This is a genomic window from Peribacillus sp. NPDC096448 (assembly GCF_044762675.1).
Taxonomy (GTDB): Bacteria; Bacillota; Bacilli; order Bacillales; family DSM-1321; genus Peribacillus; species Peribacillus frigoritolerans_B.
Genome location: NZ_JBIWEU010000003.1, coordinates 399,262 through 416,659, shown reverse-complemented (window position 1 = coordinate 416,659; position 17,398 = coordinate 399,262). Strand labels below are relative to the sequence as shown.

The window sequence follows — 17,398 nt, the reverse complement described above, 5'->3', positions numbered from 1 at the left end:
TGTTATTTAAAACTTCACTTGAAAAACTGAAGGCATAAACAAATGATTCAAGTTCGCATGGAGTTTAACAGTTTATCACCCAATAATTACGCGCAATAATAATACCATTCCTTTAAATTTTAACATAATATAAGCTTTATCCTTCCTATACTATAGGAATTTCACTTCTTTAATACGTAACATATTTCGAATAAGCATAAAAAATCCCATTTCGTAGAAAAGAAATGGGATTAAATTTATTCGTGTTTTTTACTGCTGTTTTTTGATTGTTATATATGTGTAGATTTATGATGCTGATTGCACACCTTTTCCTTCTTCAACGGGAACCACTACATGAAGTTGAATTGCGGATAATCAAGAATATAACTCAAGGTTTCAAAGATAAAGAAATAGCTGATAAGCAGAACTTAGTGGGACAGAAGCTTTAAGGAATTCATTACAAATTATTTCATTTAAATGGATATATTTTCATCAAGGGTGAAAACATAACCGTAACGTTCATATGTCTGCCCGGCTGTTGGGGCAGCAATGAGTTGAATGAACTTGCCATCGTTACTGCCTTGGGAATTGGTAAAACAGAAGGTGGATATCAATTCGGAGATTTGGAAGTGAATGTAACCGTTAAAGCAAAGATTCGCAATTTGGGCACCATAACAAAATCCTTTCAAAAAGAAGTCGAGGAGTAAAGATCAATGTGGGCGATCATTGGAACCGTGTTTACTGGAGCTATTATTTCATATTTTGAAATACCTCAACTTTTTAAAAATAAATGCTGGAGGGAAATCTCTGCCTTTATTCTATTGCTTTTAGTTGGTATGACGTTGAGTATTTTATTAATTAAAGATGTTACCATTCCTAATCCCTTAGACTGGATAACAAAAATTTATAATCCCTTCGTATCTTTCATGGAACGGATTCTGTCTTAGGGGGTATTTACTGATCATGCTCGAGAAAGGCAAAATTAGCTCAGGGGAATTTCTTATATTGGTCATCATATTTACGATAGGAGGTTCGATACTTAATGTTCCTGCGCTGCTTGTCAATTTAGCAAAGCAGGATGCCTGGATTTCCTATATAATAACTACCCTCGTCAGTTTGTGTTTTGTTTTCTTATATAATAAATTAGCCTCGATTTATCCTTCTAAGACTTATGTCGAAGTTAATGAAAAAATATTGGGGAAATGGGTTGGGAAAGTTTCGGCACTGCTCTTTCTTTTTTATATTTTGTACCTTTTGTCTGCTTTATTGTATGAAATAGGGAGTTTTTCAACGACACAAATTTTGGTTGGAACACCTATCGAAATCATTATGATTCTTTTTTTATTATCATCCATAATCGGTGTACGATTAGGATTGGAAGTCATCAGCCGGACTGCATTGATCTTTTTTCCTTGGATAGTATTCATGCTTTTCATGTTATTTTTACTTCTTATCCCTGAAATCAAATTAGTACATATACAACCTATTTTTGAAGAAGGCATGAAACCGATTATTAAGGGCTCCTATCACACTTTAGCGCTCCCGTATGTACAGCTCGTTTTCTTTTTAATGATCATGCCCTATGTAAATGAAAAGGATGAAATGAAAAAGAACTTTTATCGAGGAACATTATTAGGAGGCTTCATTCTATTATTAGTGATTATTTTCTCTATCCTCGTATTGGGTATTGATATAACCGCGCTACAAAACCATCCTTCTTATAGATTAGGAAAGAGGATGAGTGTTGGTGGTTTTTTGGAACGTATTGAAGTCACTGTAGCCTTCATTTGGATTCTTTCCGTGTATTTCAAGCTAACGATTGGTTATTATGGACTGTCTCTGGGGTTAGCTCAAGTACTGGGATTGAAAAATCACAAAATTCTTCATTTCCCATTAGCCATTTTAATTTTTGCCTTTTCCATCATTACACATCCAAATACAGTACATAGTCAAAACTTTACTGTAAAAGCATGGACGCCCTTTTCCTTAACCATTTGTTTTCTTCTCCCCGTGTTATTGTTAGTGATGGGAATATTGAAAAAAAAGCGTTCTATTTCAAAGGCGGCCAAAGGATGTTAATGAATAATTCAATTACTGTCTTTGGTCAATCGGAAAAAATGATTTCCTCCTATTGAAAAAGCCTTGGTATTTATAGGCTTTTTTTTAGATTGAATCATGCCGGGACACAGCATTTTATTGTCCCCTGCGCCTATCTAATAGTTCTGCCGCTTCTAGCATTTTCTCCGATATGGTCCCTCTGTTTTTTTCCATGTTCTTGGAATCGAAAAAACAAAATTCGACAAGGATTTCATGGCTAGTGTAAGATGAATGAAAAAGCCAGAAATGGGGTGAATGCTTTGGTTGATTTATTACCGTCGCTGTTTGAAAAAGTGGGGATCATCGTAATTGCTGCATTCCTGCTTTCTTATATGAAACCATTTCGGCAAATGATAGGCCATGAACATGAAATGTCGAAGAAAATCATGTTTATCGCACTTTTTGGAACATTCGGCATCATAAGTAACTATACAGGAATCGAAATCGGGAACCATGCCATGCCGGAGGGTGATTGGCATGCTAAGATTGCTCCCGATAACGCGATTGCCAACACAAGAATTATGGGCGTGGCTATCGGCGGTTTGCTGGGAGGACCTTTTGTTGGGTTGGGAGTAGGTTTGATTGCAGGGCTTCACCGCTATTTTCTCGGGGGCTTTACGGCGGGGGCTTGTGCGATCGCTGCGATTTTGGCTGGGGTTTTATCGGGTTTTTTGGGGAAAAGTCGACGAAAGATTGGGACGATCACCCCTTGGTTTGCCCTTCCCATATGCATGGCATTGGAAGCGATCCAAATGGGCATCATCCTGGTCACGGCAAAACCATTTGAAAGGGCGTGGGAGCTCGTACAAGTAATCGGGCTTCCCATGATCATCATCAACGGGTTCGGGACTTTATTATTCATGCTCATCATTCAGTCGATCACAAGGGAAGAAGCACGGACGCGTGCGGTGCAAACCAATCTTGCGTTCCTGATTGCGGATCAGACTTTGCCTTTTTTCCGGCAAGGTCTGAATCAAACTTCATGCAAGAGAATAGCCCAAATCATCTTGGGGCTGACTGAAGCCGATGCAGTGGCCATTACCAATGAACATAGCGTGCTTGCACATGTTGGTGCTGCGTCTGATCACCATGTCCCTAAGGTGGGGATAGCGACAGGCTTAACGAAAAAAGCCCTTGAACAAGGGAGAATCATCGTGGCCAAAACAAAAAAGGACATTTATTGTTTTCATGATCAATGTCCATTGCAAGCGGCCGTAGTCCTGCCGTTGCAGGTCCAACAGAAAACGGTCGGGACTTTGAAGATGTATTTCAAGCATCCGGATAAATTAAGCCAAGTGGAACAAGAGCTGGCTGAAGGATTGGCCAAACTATTTTCCACTCAATTGGAACTCGCGAAAGCGGAAATGCAAACGAAATTATTGAAAGATGCTGAAATTAAGGCATTGCAAGCACAGGTCCACCCTCATTTTTTATTCAATGCAATCAACACGATATCCATTCTATGCCGGACGGATGTCGAGAAGGCAAGAAGTTTATTGCAGAAGCTCAGTTCCTTCTTTCGCTCTAATTTACAAGGTGCCCGTCAAATACTGGTGCCGCTAGAAAAGGAATTAGAGCATGTTAACGCTTATTTATCACTGGAGCAGGCGCGTTTTCCAGATAAATATCATATCGACTATCGCATTGAGCCAAGGCTTAAGGAAGTTCTCATCCCTCCATTCACGCTGCAGCCACTTGTTGAGAATGCGGTACACCATGCATTTCCACATGTGAAAAACAAAGGTCAAATCATCATTCACGCATACTTTAAAGAAGATGCCATGCACATTGTTGTGGAGGATAACGGAAAAGGGATTTCAAGCGGGAGAATAGATGAATTGGGCAAACATGCTGTAGAATCGGCAGAGGGTACAGGAACGGCCCTTCATAATATAAGTGAACGGCTGGAAGGGATTTATAAAGGTCAGGCCAGCCTCTCGATCGAAAGTGAAGCGGGACACGGTACAAAAGTGAAAATATCAATACCACTCAACGAAAAAGGAGCATATGGCAACGATGATGAAAGCATTTATCGTAGAGGATGAACCACTGGCAAGAGATGAATTGAAATATCTATTGAAGAGAAGCAGGCAAGTTGAAATCGTGGGTGAGGCCGAGGGGATAGAAGATGCCATGAGGGATATCTCCCGCCTTAAACCAGAACTTGTCTTTTTGGACATTGAGCTTGCAGATGGCAATGGTTTGCATCTGGCTAAGCAATTGGCGGAACTTGACCCCGCACCTTCGCTCATTTTTGCGACCGCTTATGATGAGTTTGCCCTCCAAGCCTTCGAGTTATATGCCTTTGATTATTTATTAAAGCCATTTAATGAAAAAAGGATACGTCAAACTTTGGATAAGTTCATGAAGCAGCGGCAAATCGGGAAAGGCGAATCCGGGACAGCAGCTCCCGCCAGCAGAACGGCGGTGGAACAGACAGGTAAATTGGCTGTAGAGATAGATGATCGGATCGTTTTGATCGACCGGGATTATATTTTGTTCATAGGACTCATGGAAGGAAAGACGATCATTAAAACGGGGGAAAATGAATATAAAATCGGCGACCCTCTCATCGTGCTTGAAAGGAAGCTCGATAAGCGCTCATTTTTACGGGTGCATCGCAGTTTTATCGTGAATGTCATCCATATATCCGAAATACAGCCTTGGTTCAACTCGACTTATAATCTCATTATGAGTGACGGATCAAACATCCCGGTTAGCCGGACGTATGTGAAGGAGCTAAAGCAGCTTATCGGATTTTAAAAATTTTCATAATTCTGCATTTTATCTTCTTCTTAATGCAGTCCATCCCTCGATATCTGCATTATAGCTTGAAAACCCATTGAATTCGCTTACATTGTGATATCATTTTTTTACGATGTAAGTAATAGAGGGGGTTCAAATATGAATGCGGTTACAATTGTCATAGGCTCCATTTGTATATTAATGATTGCCTACCGTTTATACGGGACATTCATAGCACTCAAAGTATTAAAACTTGATGATTCCAAGCCGACTCCGGCCCATAAATTAGAAGATGGAAAAGATTATGTTCCAACAAATAAATGGGTGGCATTCGGCCACCATTTTGCAGCCATTGCAGCGGCTGGTCCTTTGGTGGGGCCGATCCTTGCTGCACAATTCGGGTATTTGCCAAGTTTATTATGGCTTTTAATCGGGGCTGTAATCGGGGGAGCCGTCCATGATGCCGTCGTGCTTTTTGCCTCGATGCGCAAAGACGGGAAATCCCTTTCGGAAGTTGCGAAAGAAGAACTTGGACCTGTAGCAGGATTCTGTACAGGACTAGCGATGCTTTTTATCATCACGATCACGATGGCAGGACTTTCAATGGTCGTTCTGCATGCTTTGGAAAATAATCCATGGGGGACTTTTGCTGTCGGGATCACCATTCCGATCGCCATGGGTGTAGGGCTTTACCATAAAAAAACCGGCAACCTGAAAGGGGCGACCATCGTCGGGTTCGGGCTCATCATGGCCGCAATTTTACTTGGTCCGAACATTCAAGGAACGGCATTTGGCGACTTATTGACACTTGAAGCGAGCACACTTGCCATCATTTTGCCGATCTATGCTTTCTTCGCTGCCGCATTGCCTGTTTGGCTGCTGCTGGCACCTCGTGATTACTTGAGTACATTTATGAAAATCGGTGTATTTGCCGCATTGATTATCGGCGTTTTCGTAGTGAATCCAGAAATCCAGTTTCCTGCGTTTACCGAATTCATTAATGGCGGTGGCCCGATTGTAGCCGGTCCTGTTTGGCCATTCATTTCAATAACCATCGCCTGTGGGGCGATTTCAGGATTCCATGCATTTGTCGGTTCTGGGACAACTCCAAAAATGTTAAACCGTTGGAGTGATATCAAATCCGTTGGTTTCGGAGCGATGCTTGTGGAATGTGTCGTTGCCATCATGGCATTGATTGCTGCGGTTTCGCTGCAGCCAGGAGATTATTTTGCGATTAACTCCACACCTGAAGTATTTCAAACATTGGGTATGGAAACCGTACACCTTGACGAACTCAGTGAAGAAATCGGCATTAATCTGGAAGGACGGACAGGCGGGGCAGTTACACTTGCTGTCGGCATGACCTATATTTTCACCGAAATACCCTTCTTTGACAAACTGGCTTCGTTTTTCTTCCAATTCGTCATCATGTTCGAGGCGGTGTTCATATTAACCGCAATCGATTCAGGGACACGTGTTGCCCGTTACTTAATCCAGGACTTCTTCGGGGAGTTCTATAAACCATTAAAACGAGTCGATTGGCTGCCGGGGAACATCTTCGCCAGCGCGTTAGCCTGCTTTATCTGGGGATATCTACTTTACTCTGGGGACATCGGTTCGATCTGGGCACTCTTTGGCGTATCCAACCAGCTCATGGCTTCGATTGGACTCATTATCGGTGCGACCGTCGTCTTGAAAATCGCCGACAAGCGCTGGTATATGTGGACATGCCTCGTACCCCTTGCCTACTTATATGTAACAGTTAATGTAGCAGGGTACTGGATGGTGAAAAACGTTTACCTGAACCCGGCCTCTGCAGGATTCAGCATCTTGAACGGAATATTATCGATCACCATGTTAATCCTAGGCTTGATCATTCTGGTTGCCGCCTTGAAAAAATGGCGGGAGCTTTGGAAAATCCCTCAAGCAGAACTATTGAAAAGATCAGCATAAACATAAAAAAATCCGGGCGGAAGCTGCCCGGATTTTTGTTCGTTGCAATGCCCCCAATTAAAATTAAGATACCAAAACCTGAAAAAGGAAAGTATCAATAACCCCAACTTTGTTAATGATAGCAAATGAGGAGGTGTGATAAGATGGCAAAAGATGTTCTATGTGAAGTGAATAATTGTAAATATTGGGATTCTGGAAATAAATGTAGTGCAGATGCTATTTATGTTGTCAGCCATAAAGGGAAACAAGCATCAAATAGCAAAGAAACGGATTGCAAAACATTTGATCCAGAAATTTAAAACATCGGGGGTAACCATCAACTGGTTACCCTTCTTTCATTTTATTATTGATAATAAAAATCATTTTCATTCAAGAATATAGAAATTCATTTTAATTTTCTTCATGAAAAGGATATTTGGGCGATAAAATCGTGAGTTTGAGCGATATATATGAAAGTTTGAACGATATAAACGAAAGTTTGGTTGATATCCACGTGAATTTGATCGATATCCTCGAGAGTTTCAGCACTTTACTCGTAAAATTGGGCAGTTTACTCGTGAATTCGCACATTACTCGAGAGATTGAGCGATAAACTCAAATTTGGGCAATATAAACGTGAGTTAGATCGATATCCTCGAGAGTTTCAGCAGTTTACTCGTGAGTTTGGGCAGTTTTACTCGGGAATTCGCAAATTACTCGAGAGATTGAGCGATAAACTCAAGTCTGGGCAATATAAAAGTGAATTTGATCGATATCCTCGAGAGTTTCAACACTTTACTCGTGAATTAAGCAGTTTTACTCGTGAATTAAGCAGTTTTACTCGTGAGTTTGGGCAGTTTACTCGTGAGTTAGGGCAGTTTACTCGTGAGTTTCAACACTTTACTCGTGAAATTGAGCAGTTTACTCGTGAGTTAGATCGATTACTTTTGAAAGGGTCAGCCCATCACCGATTGGGATTAGCATGGATTCCAATTGAGGGTGATTGATCGCCCTGATTCTCTGTGCAATCCGTCAAACGAAGATGGAAAACCCAATGTTGAATTTAATAGCATTTAAATACCCGTTATTTATGCTAGGTCTTGCGATGAACATGATTATGTTCCTTAACATGTTATCGATGCTGGTTGTGTTACCAATGTATATGCAAATGGCGTTATTGGTATCTGCGCTCGCCACTGGGCTGATGATGCTCGGCATTGGCATGGTACTCGCTTCAGTACAAACGAATACATTGCCAAAACACTATCCGGATGGCATTGCGATTACCCAAACATCTCAACAAGTATCAGGGGCAATTGGGATAGCGGTCATGGTTTCGCTATTCTCTGCGAAGCAAAATGGCTACTTGACTGATGTGGCAAATGATTTACCGGCAGCTGCAGCCTCTGGTTCATCACTTGTATTCAAAATTAGTTTGATTTTCGCCATCGTGAATGTGGTGCCTTCATTGTTCATGAAAAAACCGAAGTAACAAAGATAAAAAAACAGATCACCATTCAAACGGGGGTGATCTGTTTTTATTATTTTTGAACTTTACTAAGTAAATCTAAAAGCTGCTGTTTTTCCGTCTCATTCAAGTTGGCAAACTGTGATGCCTGAAAATGCTCTTGTTTTGGAACGACTTCATGAAAAAACTCTTTTCCTTCCTCAGTCAATGAAAGGTACTTTGTCTTCCATTCCTGCTCCCGTTTAATCAATCCCAACTCTTCCATTTTCCTTAATAGTTGAGTGATATTGCCTTTCGTCACAAAAAGCTTGTTTGCCAGTTCTTGCTGAGACAATCGTTCATGGGAACCCACTTGAACCAAGATATCGAATTGGGCTGCCGATAGATTCCATTTCTTTAAATGTTGATTGGATTCCCGGATACTCTGGTTATATATTCGTGTTATTCGGAACCATAACATTAAACCTAGTCTTTCCTCATTATTAGATGCGAAGGGATTCGTTGTGTTTTCTTTCATGAATGTCACCTCATACTTTCTTTGTTCCAATCAGTTTATGAATAAACCAATTGCGTGTCAAATGCAAAAACTTCCAGCTTCATACGAAGAAACCAGTATTATCATTTGATACTGGTTTCTTTGATTCCTTTATCATGTAGTCGTTAGTTTGGCATAAATGATAAAGAATAATGTTAATTCGGCTATTATCACAATATTTGGTACCCCGACAAACAAATTAAAAATAAAAAAGACTGCTAAAATCCCTAAAAATAACCCTAAATGATATATTTGCAACTGCATGTGCTTATGTCTATATTGGTGGAAAACAAACGTGGTTGACATGAAATAGAGCAATACGGAACCGAAAACAAAATATAGGATAAATGAATAATGGACTTCATGTAAAAACAATAATCTGATGGCTGCTGCAATCATGCTTATAGACATTAAAATAAACAGATGACCGTAAATGATGATTTGGCCGGAAGATTGTACAGACTTGTCGACTTTCTTCTCCATGTTATCGAAATATTGCCACCACATGGCTATTATCAGGGCAAATGAAATGATGGAAAAGGCTATCGAATCCCAATTTCCTTGTTTAGGTTGAATGACCGCAAGCGTGCTGACAAGAGCTTCCCCAAAGAGAATGATGGTAAATAGACCAAAGCGCTCCAACAAGTGGGCCGTATTTGTAGGAACCTTTTCTAAGCACTTTCTTCCAAGGATCGGGACAATGATATCGACCAGGATGCCCAAATACAACACAGCATAACGAAGCCAAGAATCAAAAAGGACGGAGAATAATGAAATGACGATTCCAATCCAAAAATACCTTCCCAAAAAGAGTGCTGCCTTTTTTCGAACCCCTTCTTCTATCCGCTGTACAACAAGATATTGGATAGCAGTAACGGCTCTCAATCCAATATAACCAATTAAAAAAGAAAGATAATAAGGATCAAAATCAACGGATAAGCTTGAGGTCATGATTAGGACAAAAAACATTTGCAATATCAAAAATAGTCGTTGATGAAAGACATCCTTTCCAAACCGGTTAATAAATATGGTTTGCCCCACCCATGCCCACCAGATAGGAATAAAGATCAACACGAACTTTAATAAATACTCTGGATGGATATATCCATCTTCAACATGCAGTAAAACATGAGTGGCGCCCGCAACGGCCGCCACAAATAACAAATCATAAAAGAGCTCTAACCATGTTACTTTCTTTTCATCCATTTCTGCACTTCCCCCAATCGCCTTATAGTTTATAGTATGTTGGAAATATTCCGAAAATGGAAGGGCGATCCAATATAACTTTAGAGCATGTTATTTAGAATTCATGATCCATTATATGAAGTTCTTTTAACCCAATATTAAGTTAAGCCAAATTTAGTAAATACAAGCGTGTAATTAGGAATAACGTCACTATTTTATTTTTGGCATATTATGGTACTATAGGAGATGATTTCAAACAGGGAGGGAAGTAGATGACCAGAACCATCGGCCTTATTTGCGGCAGTTTACGGGAAAATTCTTATAATCGAATCATTGCTCAATCATTGACAGATATGGTTGATTCGTATCAATTTCGCTGGATCGAAATTAATGATCTTCCGTTGTTTAACGAAGACTTGGAAATAAGTGGGGTTCCTGAAACAGTGACATCATTTAAATCCGCCATCCAGGATGTTGACGGTATCATTATCGTAAGTCCAGAGTACAATTCCGGAATACCGGGCGTATTGAAAAATGCATTGGACTGGGCATCAAGGCCTCGGGAGTCCGCCGTTCTTACTAAAAAACCAGTTGGCCTGATTGGAGCTACTCCTGGTGGAATGGGTACTGCATTTGCTCAAATGCAAATCAGGCAAGTACTGGAAGCCATGCAAGTACATGTTCTTCCATTTCAAAAAATGCTGATTTCCCAAGTACATACGAAGATTGATTCTGATCGGAAAGTGCTTACTGACGATCAAACAAAACGTTATCTTGCGCGGTATTTACAGCAATTCATTCATTGGATCGATCACACTCCAGTTATAGATTAATCAATAATCAATGATTCTTATTATATATGATTGACAGGTTATAAGTTTATAGATAAACTTATAACAACAGTCAGTTAAGTTGTAAACTGATTGGAACCAACGAAGGGGTTGGGGGATTTCCCTACATATGAACTTTCTTCGATAGCTTTTAATAAAAGGAGGACTTTAAAAATGTCTGATCTCTATTCCCGTCTTTCCAAAGATGATGCTGCCGTTCTTCTGGTGGATCATCAAACCGGTCTTATTTCCGGGCTAGTGCGTGATTATGGTGTTGATGAATTCAAAAACAATGTCATGGCCCTGGCCAACACCGCTAAGTTTTTTGATTTACCAGTCATTTTAACGACAAGCTTTGAAAACGGACCAAACGGACCGCTCATGCAAGAATTGGAAGAACTTTTTCCTCACGCACCAAAAATAGCTCGGCCTGGACAAATTAACGCATGGGATAATGAAGACTTTGTTAAAGCAATCGAAGAAACTGGAAAAAAACAACTTATCATCGCCGGCGTGGTTACAGATGTCTGCGTTGCTTTCCCGGCACTTTCCGCTTTGAACGCTGGTTATGAAGTATTTGCCGTAACTGATGCTTCTGGAACAGTCAGCAAACAAGTAGCTGATGCAGCATTATCGCGTATGGCCCATGGCGGTGTACAGCTTATGAACTGGTTTAGCGTAGCGTGCGAATTACAACGTGATTGGCGCAATGACGTTGAAGGGTTTGGTGCTTTACTATCCAGCCAGCTTCCAGGTTATCAAAATATAATCGGAAGCTATAGAGGCGCTCAGCGCGATTTCAGCAAGCAGATCTAAAGAAAAACGCACCGATTGAATAAAGGAGGGGACATTTGTCCCCTCTCGTACTGTAGGCAAGCTCGATGAAAATCGAGTTTGCCTACAGTTTTTTAGTATGGGTACAATTTGTCCGCTCCAGGCACTTGCTTTTCCCGCAGGAGTCTCGCACTCCTGTTCCAATCTTTTAAAACAAAACTTCGTTATCCTTCATGATTTTTTTATAGTTTTATATGGGACGAAACCATATTGGATTGAAGAAATATGCGACACTCCTGCCGAATAACTGGCTAGCCGAGACCTCACAGACGCTTGCTTTGATGCGGCTGGGCAGACAGTCGGCGGAAAGGGATCGGATTTCTGAAATCAAACTAGAACTTCTTTTTGAGGTTCTTTAAAAAATGAACGTGGATTTCCCTTTCATTTTGATTTGATGAAAGATAAGTTTAGCCCCTTTAAAACGCATCATCATTCGAAACCTCAGCTACATCTTCGAATCCCTTTTATACCTTGGCCTCATGACCTCACTTCGGCTCCAAACTGTATAAAGTACATCCCTTCTAAATATAGTCTGTATGGAAAATTGATTACATGCAGTATTGTGCACAAATGTTTATAGAGTATATTATTGTGCAGTACCTATGACAACATTCGGACTTAGAAACGATACATTTTTAATAAGAAGTGAGATATCGTAGAAGCAGGGAGAGGGATTGAGAATGTTTTTAGATGAAAGAAGCGCCAATTTACTGAAACTATTACAGCATTCGCCCATTTCAAAAATGAAAGAACTTGAAGCCCAAACAGGTCTGACGAGAAGGCAAATTCAATATGGTCTGAGCAAAGCGAATGACTGGCTCCAATTTCATGGATATCAACCGATTCAATATAATCGCGAAATGGGCTACTCCTTTTCTGAAACGATCAGGGATGAAGAATTGAATGTAAAACTGACAAAACGCAATTATATATTTTCAGAGACAGATAGGGAAAAAGTTTTTTACCTCATGATCCTGTTAAGCCCAGAGGAGTTGTCCGTCTATCATTTCCAGACGATCACCGGGCTTTCGCGAAATACGGTGCTGAAGGATTTAAAAAGACTTAAAGAGAAAAACAGGGACATTCCGCTCAAGATCCAGTATTCCAAACAAGATGGCTACGTCGTGATTGGGGAAAGCCGAGTAAAGAGGTATATCATTGAACGCCTCGTGCATGATGTACTGAACAGTCCCAATAGTGAATGGATCATGGAGTGCATATGGGGAAATCATGAAAAGCAAATCAGCTCGATCCGGTTACAGCTTGAAAGGGCCGAACGTAAATTGGGCATCACCTTTACGGATGAACGGCTTCATGAACTGAGCTATTTATTTCTATGTACAGATCAGCTCATAGGAAAAGGGGAAGAGTTACAGGCCGACCAGAGCTGGGCGCCGTTTGTTGCGACGGAAGAATACAAACTGGTTGAGGAAATGACCAGCACGAATGCCTTTCAATCAAAATGGAGCGAAACGGAAAACTTATACGCAACCTTACATTTACTGAGCATGAATCGAACGAAGGATATTTCCCCCCTTAAGGATGATGAAGTCATTCAACACCTTTTGCAGGAAATCGTGGAAGAGTTCGAGAGGCTGGCATTTGTTCACCTGAAAGACAAGGAGCAGCTATGCCAACAATTATACGTTCATTTTAAACCAGCATATCATCGACTGCGGTATGGTCTCCCGCAAATGAATCCGATGACGGGACGGGTGCAGAAGGTATATCCCGAACTGCATCATTTGACGAAAAAATCCCTTTGGGTGTTGGAGAGAGAGATTGGCTGTCCAGTATCAGAAGAGGAAGTGGCATACTTCACGATCTATTTTGGCGGATGGCTGCGCAGGCAAGGGACCACATTGGATGATCGAAAACGGGCGATTGTCGTATGCCCGAATGGTATTGGCATCAGCAATATCCTCATTTATACATTGAGGGAATTATTTCCCGATATTTTATTCCTGGATGTTCTGTCCGTTAGAAATGCGGCTGAATACCCATTGTCGTACGATCTTGTTTTCTCGACGGTGCATATGAGAACAAAAGCGGCATTATTCGTTGTACCGCCCATTTTGGAAATGCAGGACAAACATACATTGCGCCAGCAGGTCATGCAGGAATTGTATGGATATACGACGGAAAGTGTGGATGTTGCAGCTTTATTAAAGATCATTTCCAAGTATGCAACCATCCATGAAGAGGATCAGCTTGAAAAGGCTTTGAAGTCGAATGTGTATACCCATACACCAAAAATAACCCAATTTTCTTTAAAGGAGGCGGAGAAGCCCGTGTTAGAAGAACTGCTCAATATGCAAACGATTCAATTACAGCAGCAAGTTTCCGATTGGAAAGAAGCCATTCAAGTTGCGGCCAAGCCTCTCGTGGACTTAGGTACCGTAGAAGAACGATATGTGGATGCCATGATCGAGGCGATAGAAACGAATGGACCATATGTAGTGATAACGCCAGGAGTGGCGATTCCCCATGCACGTCCGGAGCAGGGGGTCAGGTCTTTATCCATGAGTTTGCTGAAATTGGATGAAGCGGTGGACTTTGCGCCGGATAAACCGGTTCGCCTGATTATCATTTTGGCGGCCGTAGATAACGATTCGCATCTGCGGGCATTGATCCAGCTCACTCAATTATTGAATGAACCAGCCAATATAGAAGAAATATTAAGCACTTCAGATAAATCGGTCCTTATGGAGTACGTACATAAATATTCGAAGGAGGAAGCGGAATGAAAATCATGGTAGTATGCGGAAACGGATTGGGAAGCAGTTTCATCATGGAGATGAATGTGAAGAAAGCATTGACGGAAATGGGGAAGACGGCCGAGGTGGATCATACGGATCTGGCATCCGCAAAAACGGTTCAGGCTGATATTTTCCTGGGAGCGGCGGATATTGTCGGTCAGCTGGATGATGGAACCCGTACGATCGTCACACTGGAGAACATGATGAGCATCCCTGAAATAAAATCTAAATTGGAAACACACGTAGGATAAAAAAAGGAGAGATTGATATGAAGAAAATCATGGTAGTATGCGGAAACGGATTGGGAAGCAGTTTCATCATGGAGATGAATGTGAAGAAAGCGTTGACGGAAATGGGTAAGGCAGCCGAGGTGGATCATACGGATCTGACATCCGCAAAAACGGTTCAGGCTGATATTTTCCTGGGAGCGGCGGATATCGTCGGTCAGCTGGATGATGGAACCCGTACGATCGTCACACTGGAAAACATGATGAGCATTCCTGAAATCACATCGAAATTGGCTTCACATCTATAAGAAGAAAACATAAAGAAGAGGGGGAGAGGCAATGCTGGAACTTATCATGAATGACATCTTGGGTACACCTTCCATACTTGTGGGGCTGTTTGCCCTCATTGGATTGCTGTTACAGCGGAAATCCAGTGCGGATGTTGTATCCGGAACGCTAAAAACCGTCATGGGCTTCATAATCATCGGAGCGGGAGCGGCCGTGCTCATTGGCGCCCTTGATATATTCAGTAAAATGTTCGATCATGCATTCAACGTACAAGGCGTCATACCGAATAACGAGGCCATTGTCGCAGCCGCCCAAGGTGATTTTGGGACTTCGACTGCACTCATCATGGTATTTGGGATGGTTGTCAATGTTTTGCTAGCTCGTTTCACGCCATTTAAATATATATTTTTAACGGGACACCATACATTATTCATGGCTTGTTTACTTGCAGTCACCCTGTCCGTCGGCGGGCTCAGCGGATTTCCGCTTATCTTGGTCGGCTCCATTCTATTAGGAGTATGCATGGTGATGTTCCCAGCCCTCCTTCAGCCATACGTACGGAAGATTACCGGCAGCGATGATTTTGCCATCGGCCATTTCGGGACAATTGGATATTTTGTATCCGCGACTGTGGGAAAATGGTTTGGAAATAAGGAAAAAACGACAGAGCAAATCAAGGTTCCCAAGTCTTTAGGATTCCTGAGGGACACATCGGTCGCTGTATCGCTTACGATGACGATGTTCTTCGTGATCGTCGCATTGTTTGCCGGACAGAACTATATCGAAACGGAATTATCCGGCGGTTCTAACTTCATCGTATTCTCTTTCATCCAAGCGATAACATTTGCTGCAGGAGTTTACATCATCCTTGCAGGGGTACGGATGTTAATTGCTGAAATCGTCCCTGCATTCAAAGGGATTGCCGATAAAGTGGCGCCGAATACAAAACCTGCATTGGACTGTCCGACCATCTTTCCATTCGCTCCAAATGCAGTGATCATCGGGTTCCTATTCAGTTTCTTGGCTGGATTATTATCCATGTTCCTCCTTCCGGTACTTGGACTGAAAGTAATAGTTCCGGGGCTCGTACCGCATTTCTTCACCGGCGCTGCAGCAGGTGTTTTCGGAAATGCCACAGGGGGCAGACGCGGAGCGATGCTTGGATCGTTTGCCAACGGACTCATCATTAGTTTCCTGCCGGCTATACTCCTTGTCTTCTTGGGGGATGTAGGGTTTGAAGGCACCACATTTGGTGATTCGGACTTCGGTGTGGTAGGTCTATTGATCCTAAGTGTCATGAAACTTTTAGGATTATCCTAAACTGTTATACTGATAAGGTACAGAAATAAAAATATATGAATGAAACCAACAGCCTAAGATCTTATAGATAATGGGCTGTTGGCATTTTCATCATCATTCTGATTTTTGAGGTGATTGGCATGACCAACAAAGCAATTGTGCTCGATTTGGATGGCACGACATTGAACGAAAGAAATACTGTGAATGAGACGCTGGAACAATACATAGGCGAACTTAGGGAAAGCGGTAAGCTGATTTTCATTGCAACAGGAAGAACGCTGGAAGAAGTGAGGGACGTTTTGCCGGCCGGCATGGAGGCTGATGGAATGGTGACCGCCAATGGAATGTCCGTATTCATCGGAAAGAAACAGATTGTCGAACACGCCCTGTCGACGGAACTTTTTGAAGAGTTGGTCGCCAAAGCAGGAGCGGAAGAGATTTTTTACGAAGTTCATCCGAACGAAGGAACACGGATGGCATTACTTAAAGATAAAGACTATATGGTTAAACAAGGTTTGATACCAAAACCCGAGACAGTCGATGAAAATGAATGGCTATCAAGACAGGATGCAGTCGAAGACAAAATAAGATGGTCAGAACAACTGGATATAAGCAGCGTCGCCAAAATCTACTTTTTCAGCAATGAGATGAATACGATTCGAAAATGGAAAGCGGAGTTGGGGAAAATCAAGCAGTACAATGCCTTTACCACAGCTTCCTCCACCCATCATAATGTAGAAGTGACCGTGGAAGGCATCACAAAAGCAACAGGCGTTCAACTGCTGCTGAAACATTTTCAGCTAGCACCCGAAAATATCCTGGCAGTAGGCGATGGCGAAAATGACCTCCCGCTATTTAAACTAGCCGGACATTGCGTTGCCATGAAAAACGCCACTGACCTGGTCAAAGAACAAGCCGATGAAGTGACGGAGTATTCATATCGTGAAGATGGACTGTACCGCTTTTTGAAGGGGAAGTTTCACTAATTGAACGGAAGCCCTATCTTTAGAGATGGGCTCTTTTTTCTATAGGAATTATTGAATGACATCTCTTCAAGAGGAAATTCTTCATTAGAAGCTCCTTTTTTTAATCTGATTAATAGAAATAATTCTTTGAAACAAGCAAGAGCAGACCTAAACGGGTTTGCTTTTTTATTATGGTGAGGTCTGAAGGCAGTTATCCAAACATTTCGTTGCCGCACCTTAAAACATTTCTAACTG

18 protein-coding genes are annotated in these 17,398 nt (G+C 41.7%); 16 read left to right on the top strand and 2 right to left on the bottom strand.

Annotated features, from left to right (window positions below):
* Positions 1-533: 533 nt before the first annotated feature.
* The 9 genes from ACIQ0C_RS08260 to ACIQ0C_RS08220 all read left to right on the top strand — a co-directional run bounded on the left by ACIQ0C_RS08260 (position 534) and on the right by ACIQ0C_RS08220 (position 8,245).
* Positions 534-686, top strand: coding sequence for a hypothetical protein (locus ACIQ0C_RS08260; RefSeq protein ID WP_403058911.1), 153 nt, complete (start codon positions 534-536; stop codon positions 684-686).
* A 6-nt stretch (positions 687-692) separates the two neighbouring features.
* Positions 693-926, top strand: a complete 234-nt coding sequence (locus tag ACIQ0C_RS08255; RefSeq protein ID WP_403058909.1) for a hypothetical protein — start codon at positions 693-695, stop codon at positions 924-926.
* 16 nt (positions 927-942) lie between these two features.
* Complete coding sequence (locus ACIQ0C_RS08250) at positions 943-2,058, top strand: GerAB/ArcD/ProY family transporter (protein ID WP_403058907.1); 1,116 nt, start codon at positions 943-945, stop codon at positions 2,056-2,058.
* Between the two features lie 278 nt (positions 2,059-2,336).
* Complete coding sequence (locus ACIQ0C_RS08245; RefSeq protein ID WP_403058905.1) at positions 2,337-4,121, top strand: LytS/YhcK type 5TM receptor domain-containing protein; 1,785 nt, start codon at positions 2,337-2,339, stop codon at positions 4,119-4,121.
* Positions 4,093-4,839, top strand: a complete 747-nt coding sequence (locus tag ACIQ0C_RS08240) for a LytR/AlgR family response regulator transcription factor (RefSeq protein WP_403058903.1) — start codon at positions 4,093-4,095, stop codon at positions 4,837-4,839. The genes ACIQ0C_RS08245 and ACIQ0C_RS08240 overlap by 29 nt, the downstream gene beginning before the upstream one ends.
* A gap of 141 nt (positions 4,840-4,980) precedes the next feature.
* Positions 4,981-6,774, top strand: coding sequence for a carbon starvation protein CstA (gene cstA / locus ACIQ0C_RS08235; protein WP_403058901.1), 1,794 nt, complete (start codon positions 4,981-4,983; stop codon positions 6,772-6,774).
* A 143-nt stretch (positions 6,775-6,917) separates the two neighbouring features.
* On the top strand, positions 6,918-7,073 hold the full coding sequence (locus ACIQ0C_RS08230; protein ID WP_065421101.1) for a DUF1540 domain-containing protein: 156 nt from the start codon (positions 6,918-6,920) through the stop codon (positions 7,071-7,073).
* 282 nt (positions 7,074-7,355) lie between these two features.
* Positions 7,356-7,760: a hypothetical protein gene (locus ACIQ0C_RS08225; protein ID WP_403058899.1), complete on the top strand. Its 405-nt coding sequence runs from the start codon at positions 7,356-7,358 to the stop codon at positions 7,758-7,760.
* Positions 7,761-7,807: 47 nt separating this feature from the next.
* Complete coding sequence (locus ACIQ0C_RS08220; protein WP_403058897.1) at positions 7,808-8,245, top strand: MFS transporter; 438 nt, start codon at positions 7,808-7,810, stop codon at positions 8,243-8,245.
* Positions 8,246-8,294: 49 nt separating this feature from the next.
* Here the strand turns inward: ACIQ0C_RS08220 and ACIQ0C_RS08215 are convergent, their stop codons facing one another.
* Together ACIQ0C_RS08215 and ACIQ0C_RS08210 are read right to left on the bottom strand one after the other, a co-directional pair.
* A complete protein-coding gene (locus tag ACIQ0C_RS08215) occupies positions 8,295-8,738 on the bottom strand; it encodes a MarR family winged helix-turn-helix transcriptional regulator (protein WP_403058895.1) in 444 nt (147 codons plus the stop codon).
* Positions 8,739-8,870: 132 nt separating this feature from the next.
* Complete coding sequence (locus ACIQ0C_RS08210; protein WP_403058893.1) at positions 8,871-9,962, bottom strand: low temperature requirement protein A; 1,092 nt, start codon at positions 9,960-9,962, stop codon at positions 8,871-8,873.
* Positions 9,963-10,213: 251 nt separating this feature from the next.
* Between ACIQ0C_RS08210 and ACIQ0C_RS08205 the strand changes: the two genes are divergently transcribed.
* The 7 genes from ACIQ0C_RS08205 (at position 10,214) to ACIQ0C_RS08175 (ending at position 17,164) form a co-directional block, all read left to right on the top strand.
* Positions 10,214-10,774, top strand: coding sequence for an NADPH-dependent FMN reductase (locus ACIQ0C_RS08205; protein ID WP_403058891.1), 561 nt, complete (start codon positions 10,214-10,216; stop codon positions 10,772-10,774).
* A 171-nt stretch (positions 10,775-10,945) separates the two neighbouring features.
* A complete protein-coding gene (gene ycaC, locus ACIQ0C_RS08200) occupies positions 10,946-11,587 on the top strand; it encodes an isochorismate family cysteine hydrolase YcaC (protein ID WP_402838374.1) in 642 nt (213 codons plus the stop codon).
* Positions 11,588-12,285: 698 nt separating this feature from the next.
* Entirely contained in the window at positions 12,286-14,352 is a 2,067-nt protein-coding gene (locus ACIQ0C_RS08195) for a BglG family transcription antiterminator (protein WP_403058889.1), read from the top strand.
* On the top strand, positions 14,349-14,615 hold the full coding sequence (locus ACIQ0C_RS08190) for a PTS sugar transporter subunit IIB (protein WP_133350450.1): 267 nt from the start codon (positions 14,349-14,351) through the stop codon (positions 14,613-14,615). The genes ACIQ0C_RS08195 and ACIQ0C_RS08190 overlap by 4 nt, the downstream gene beginning before the upstream one ends.
* Positions 14,616-14,632: 17 nt before the next feature.
* Positions 14,633-14,899, top strand: a complete 267-nt coding sequence (locus ACIQ0C_RS08185) for a PTS sugar transporter subunit IIB (RefSeq protein ID WP_403058887.1) — start codon at positions 14,633-14,635, stop codon at positions 14,897-14,899.
* 31 nt (positions 14,900-14,930) lie between these two features.
* Positions 14,931-16,199 (top strand): PTS ascorbate transporter subunit IIC, encoded by a 1,269-nt coding sequence (locus ACIQ0C_RS08180; RefSeq protein ID WP_403058885.1) that lies wholly within the window; start codon positions 14,931-14,933, stop codon positions 16,197-16,199.
* Positions 16,200-16,318: 119 nt separating this feature from the next.
* Positions 16,319-17,164, top strand: a complete 846-nt coding sequence (locus tag ACIQ0C_RS08175; RefSeq protein ID WP_403058883.1) for an HAD family hydrolase — start codon at positions 16,319-16,321, stop codon at positions 17,162-17,164.
* The last annotated feature ends 234 nt before the right edge of the window (positions 17,165-17,398 follow it).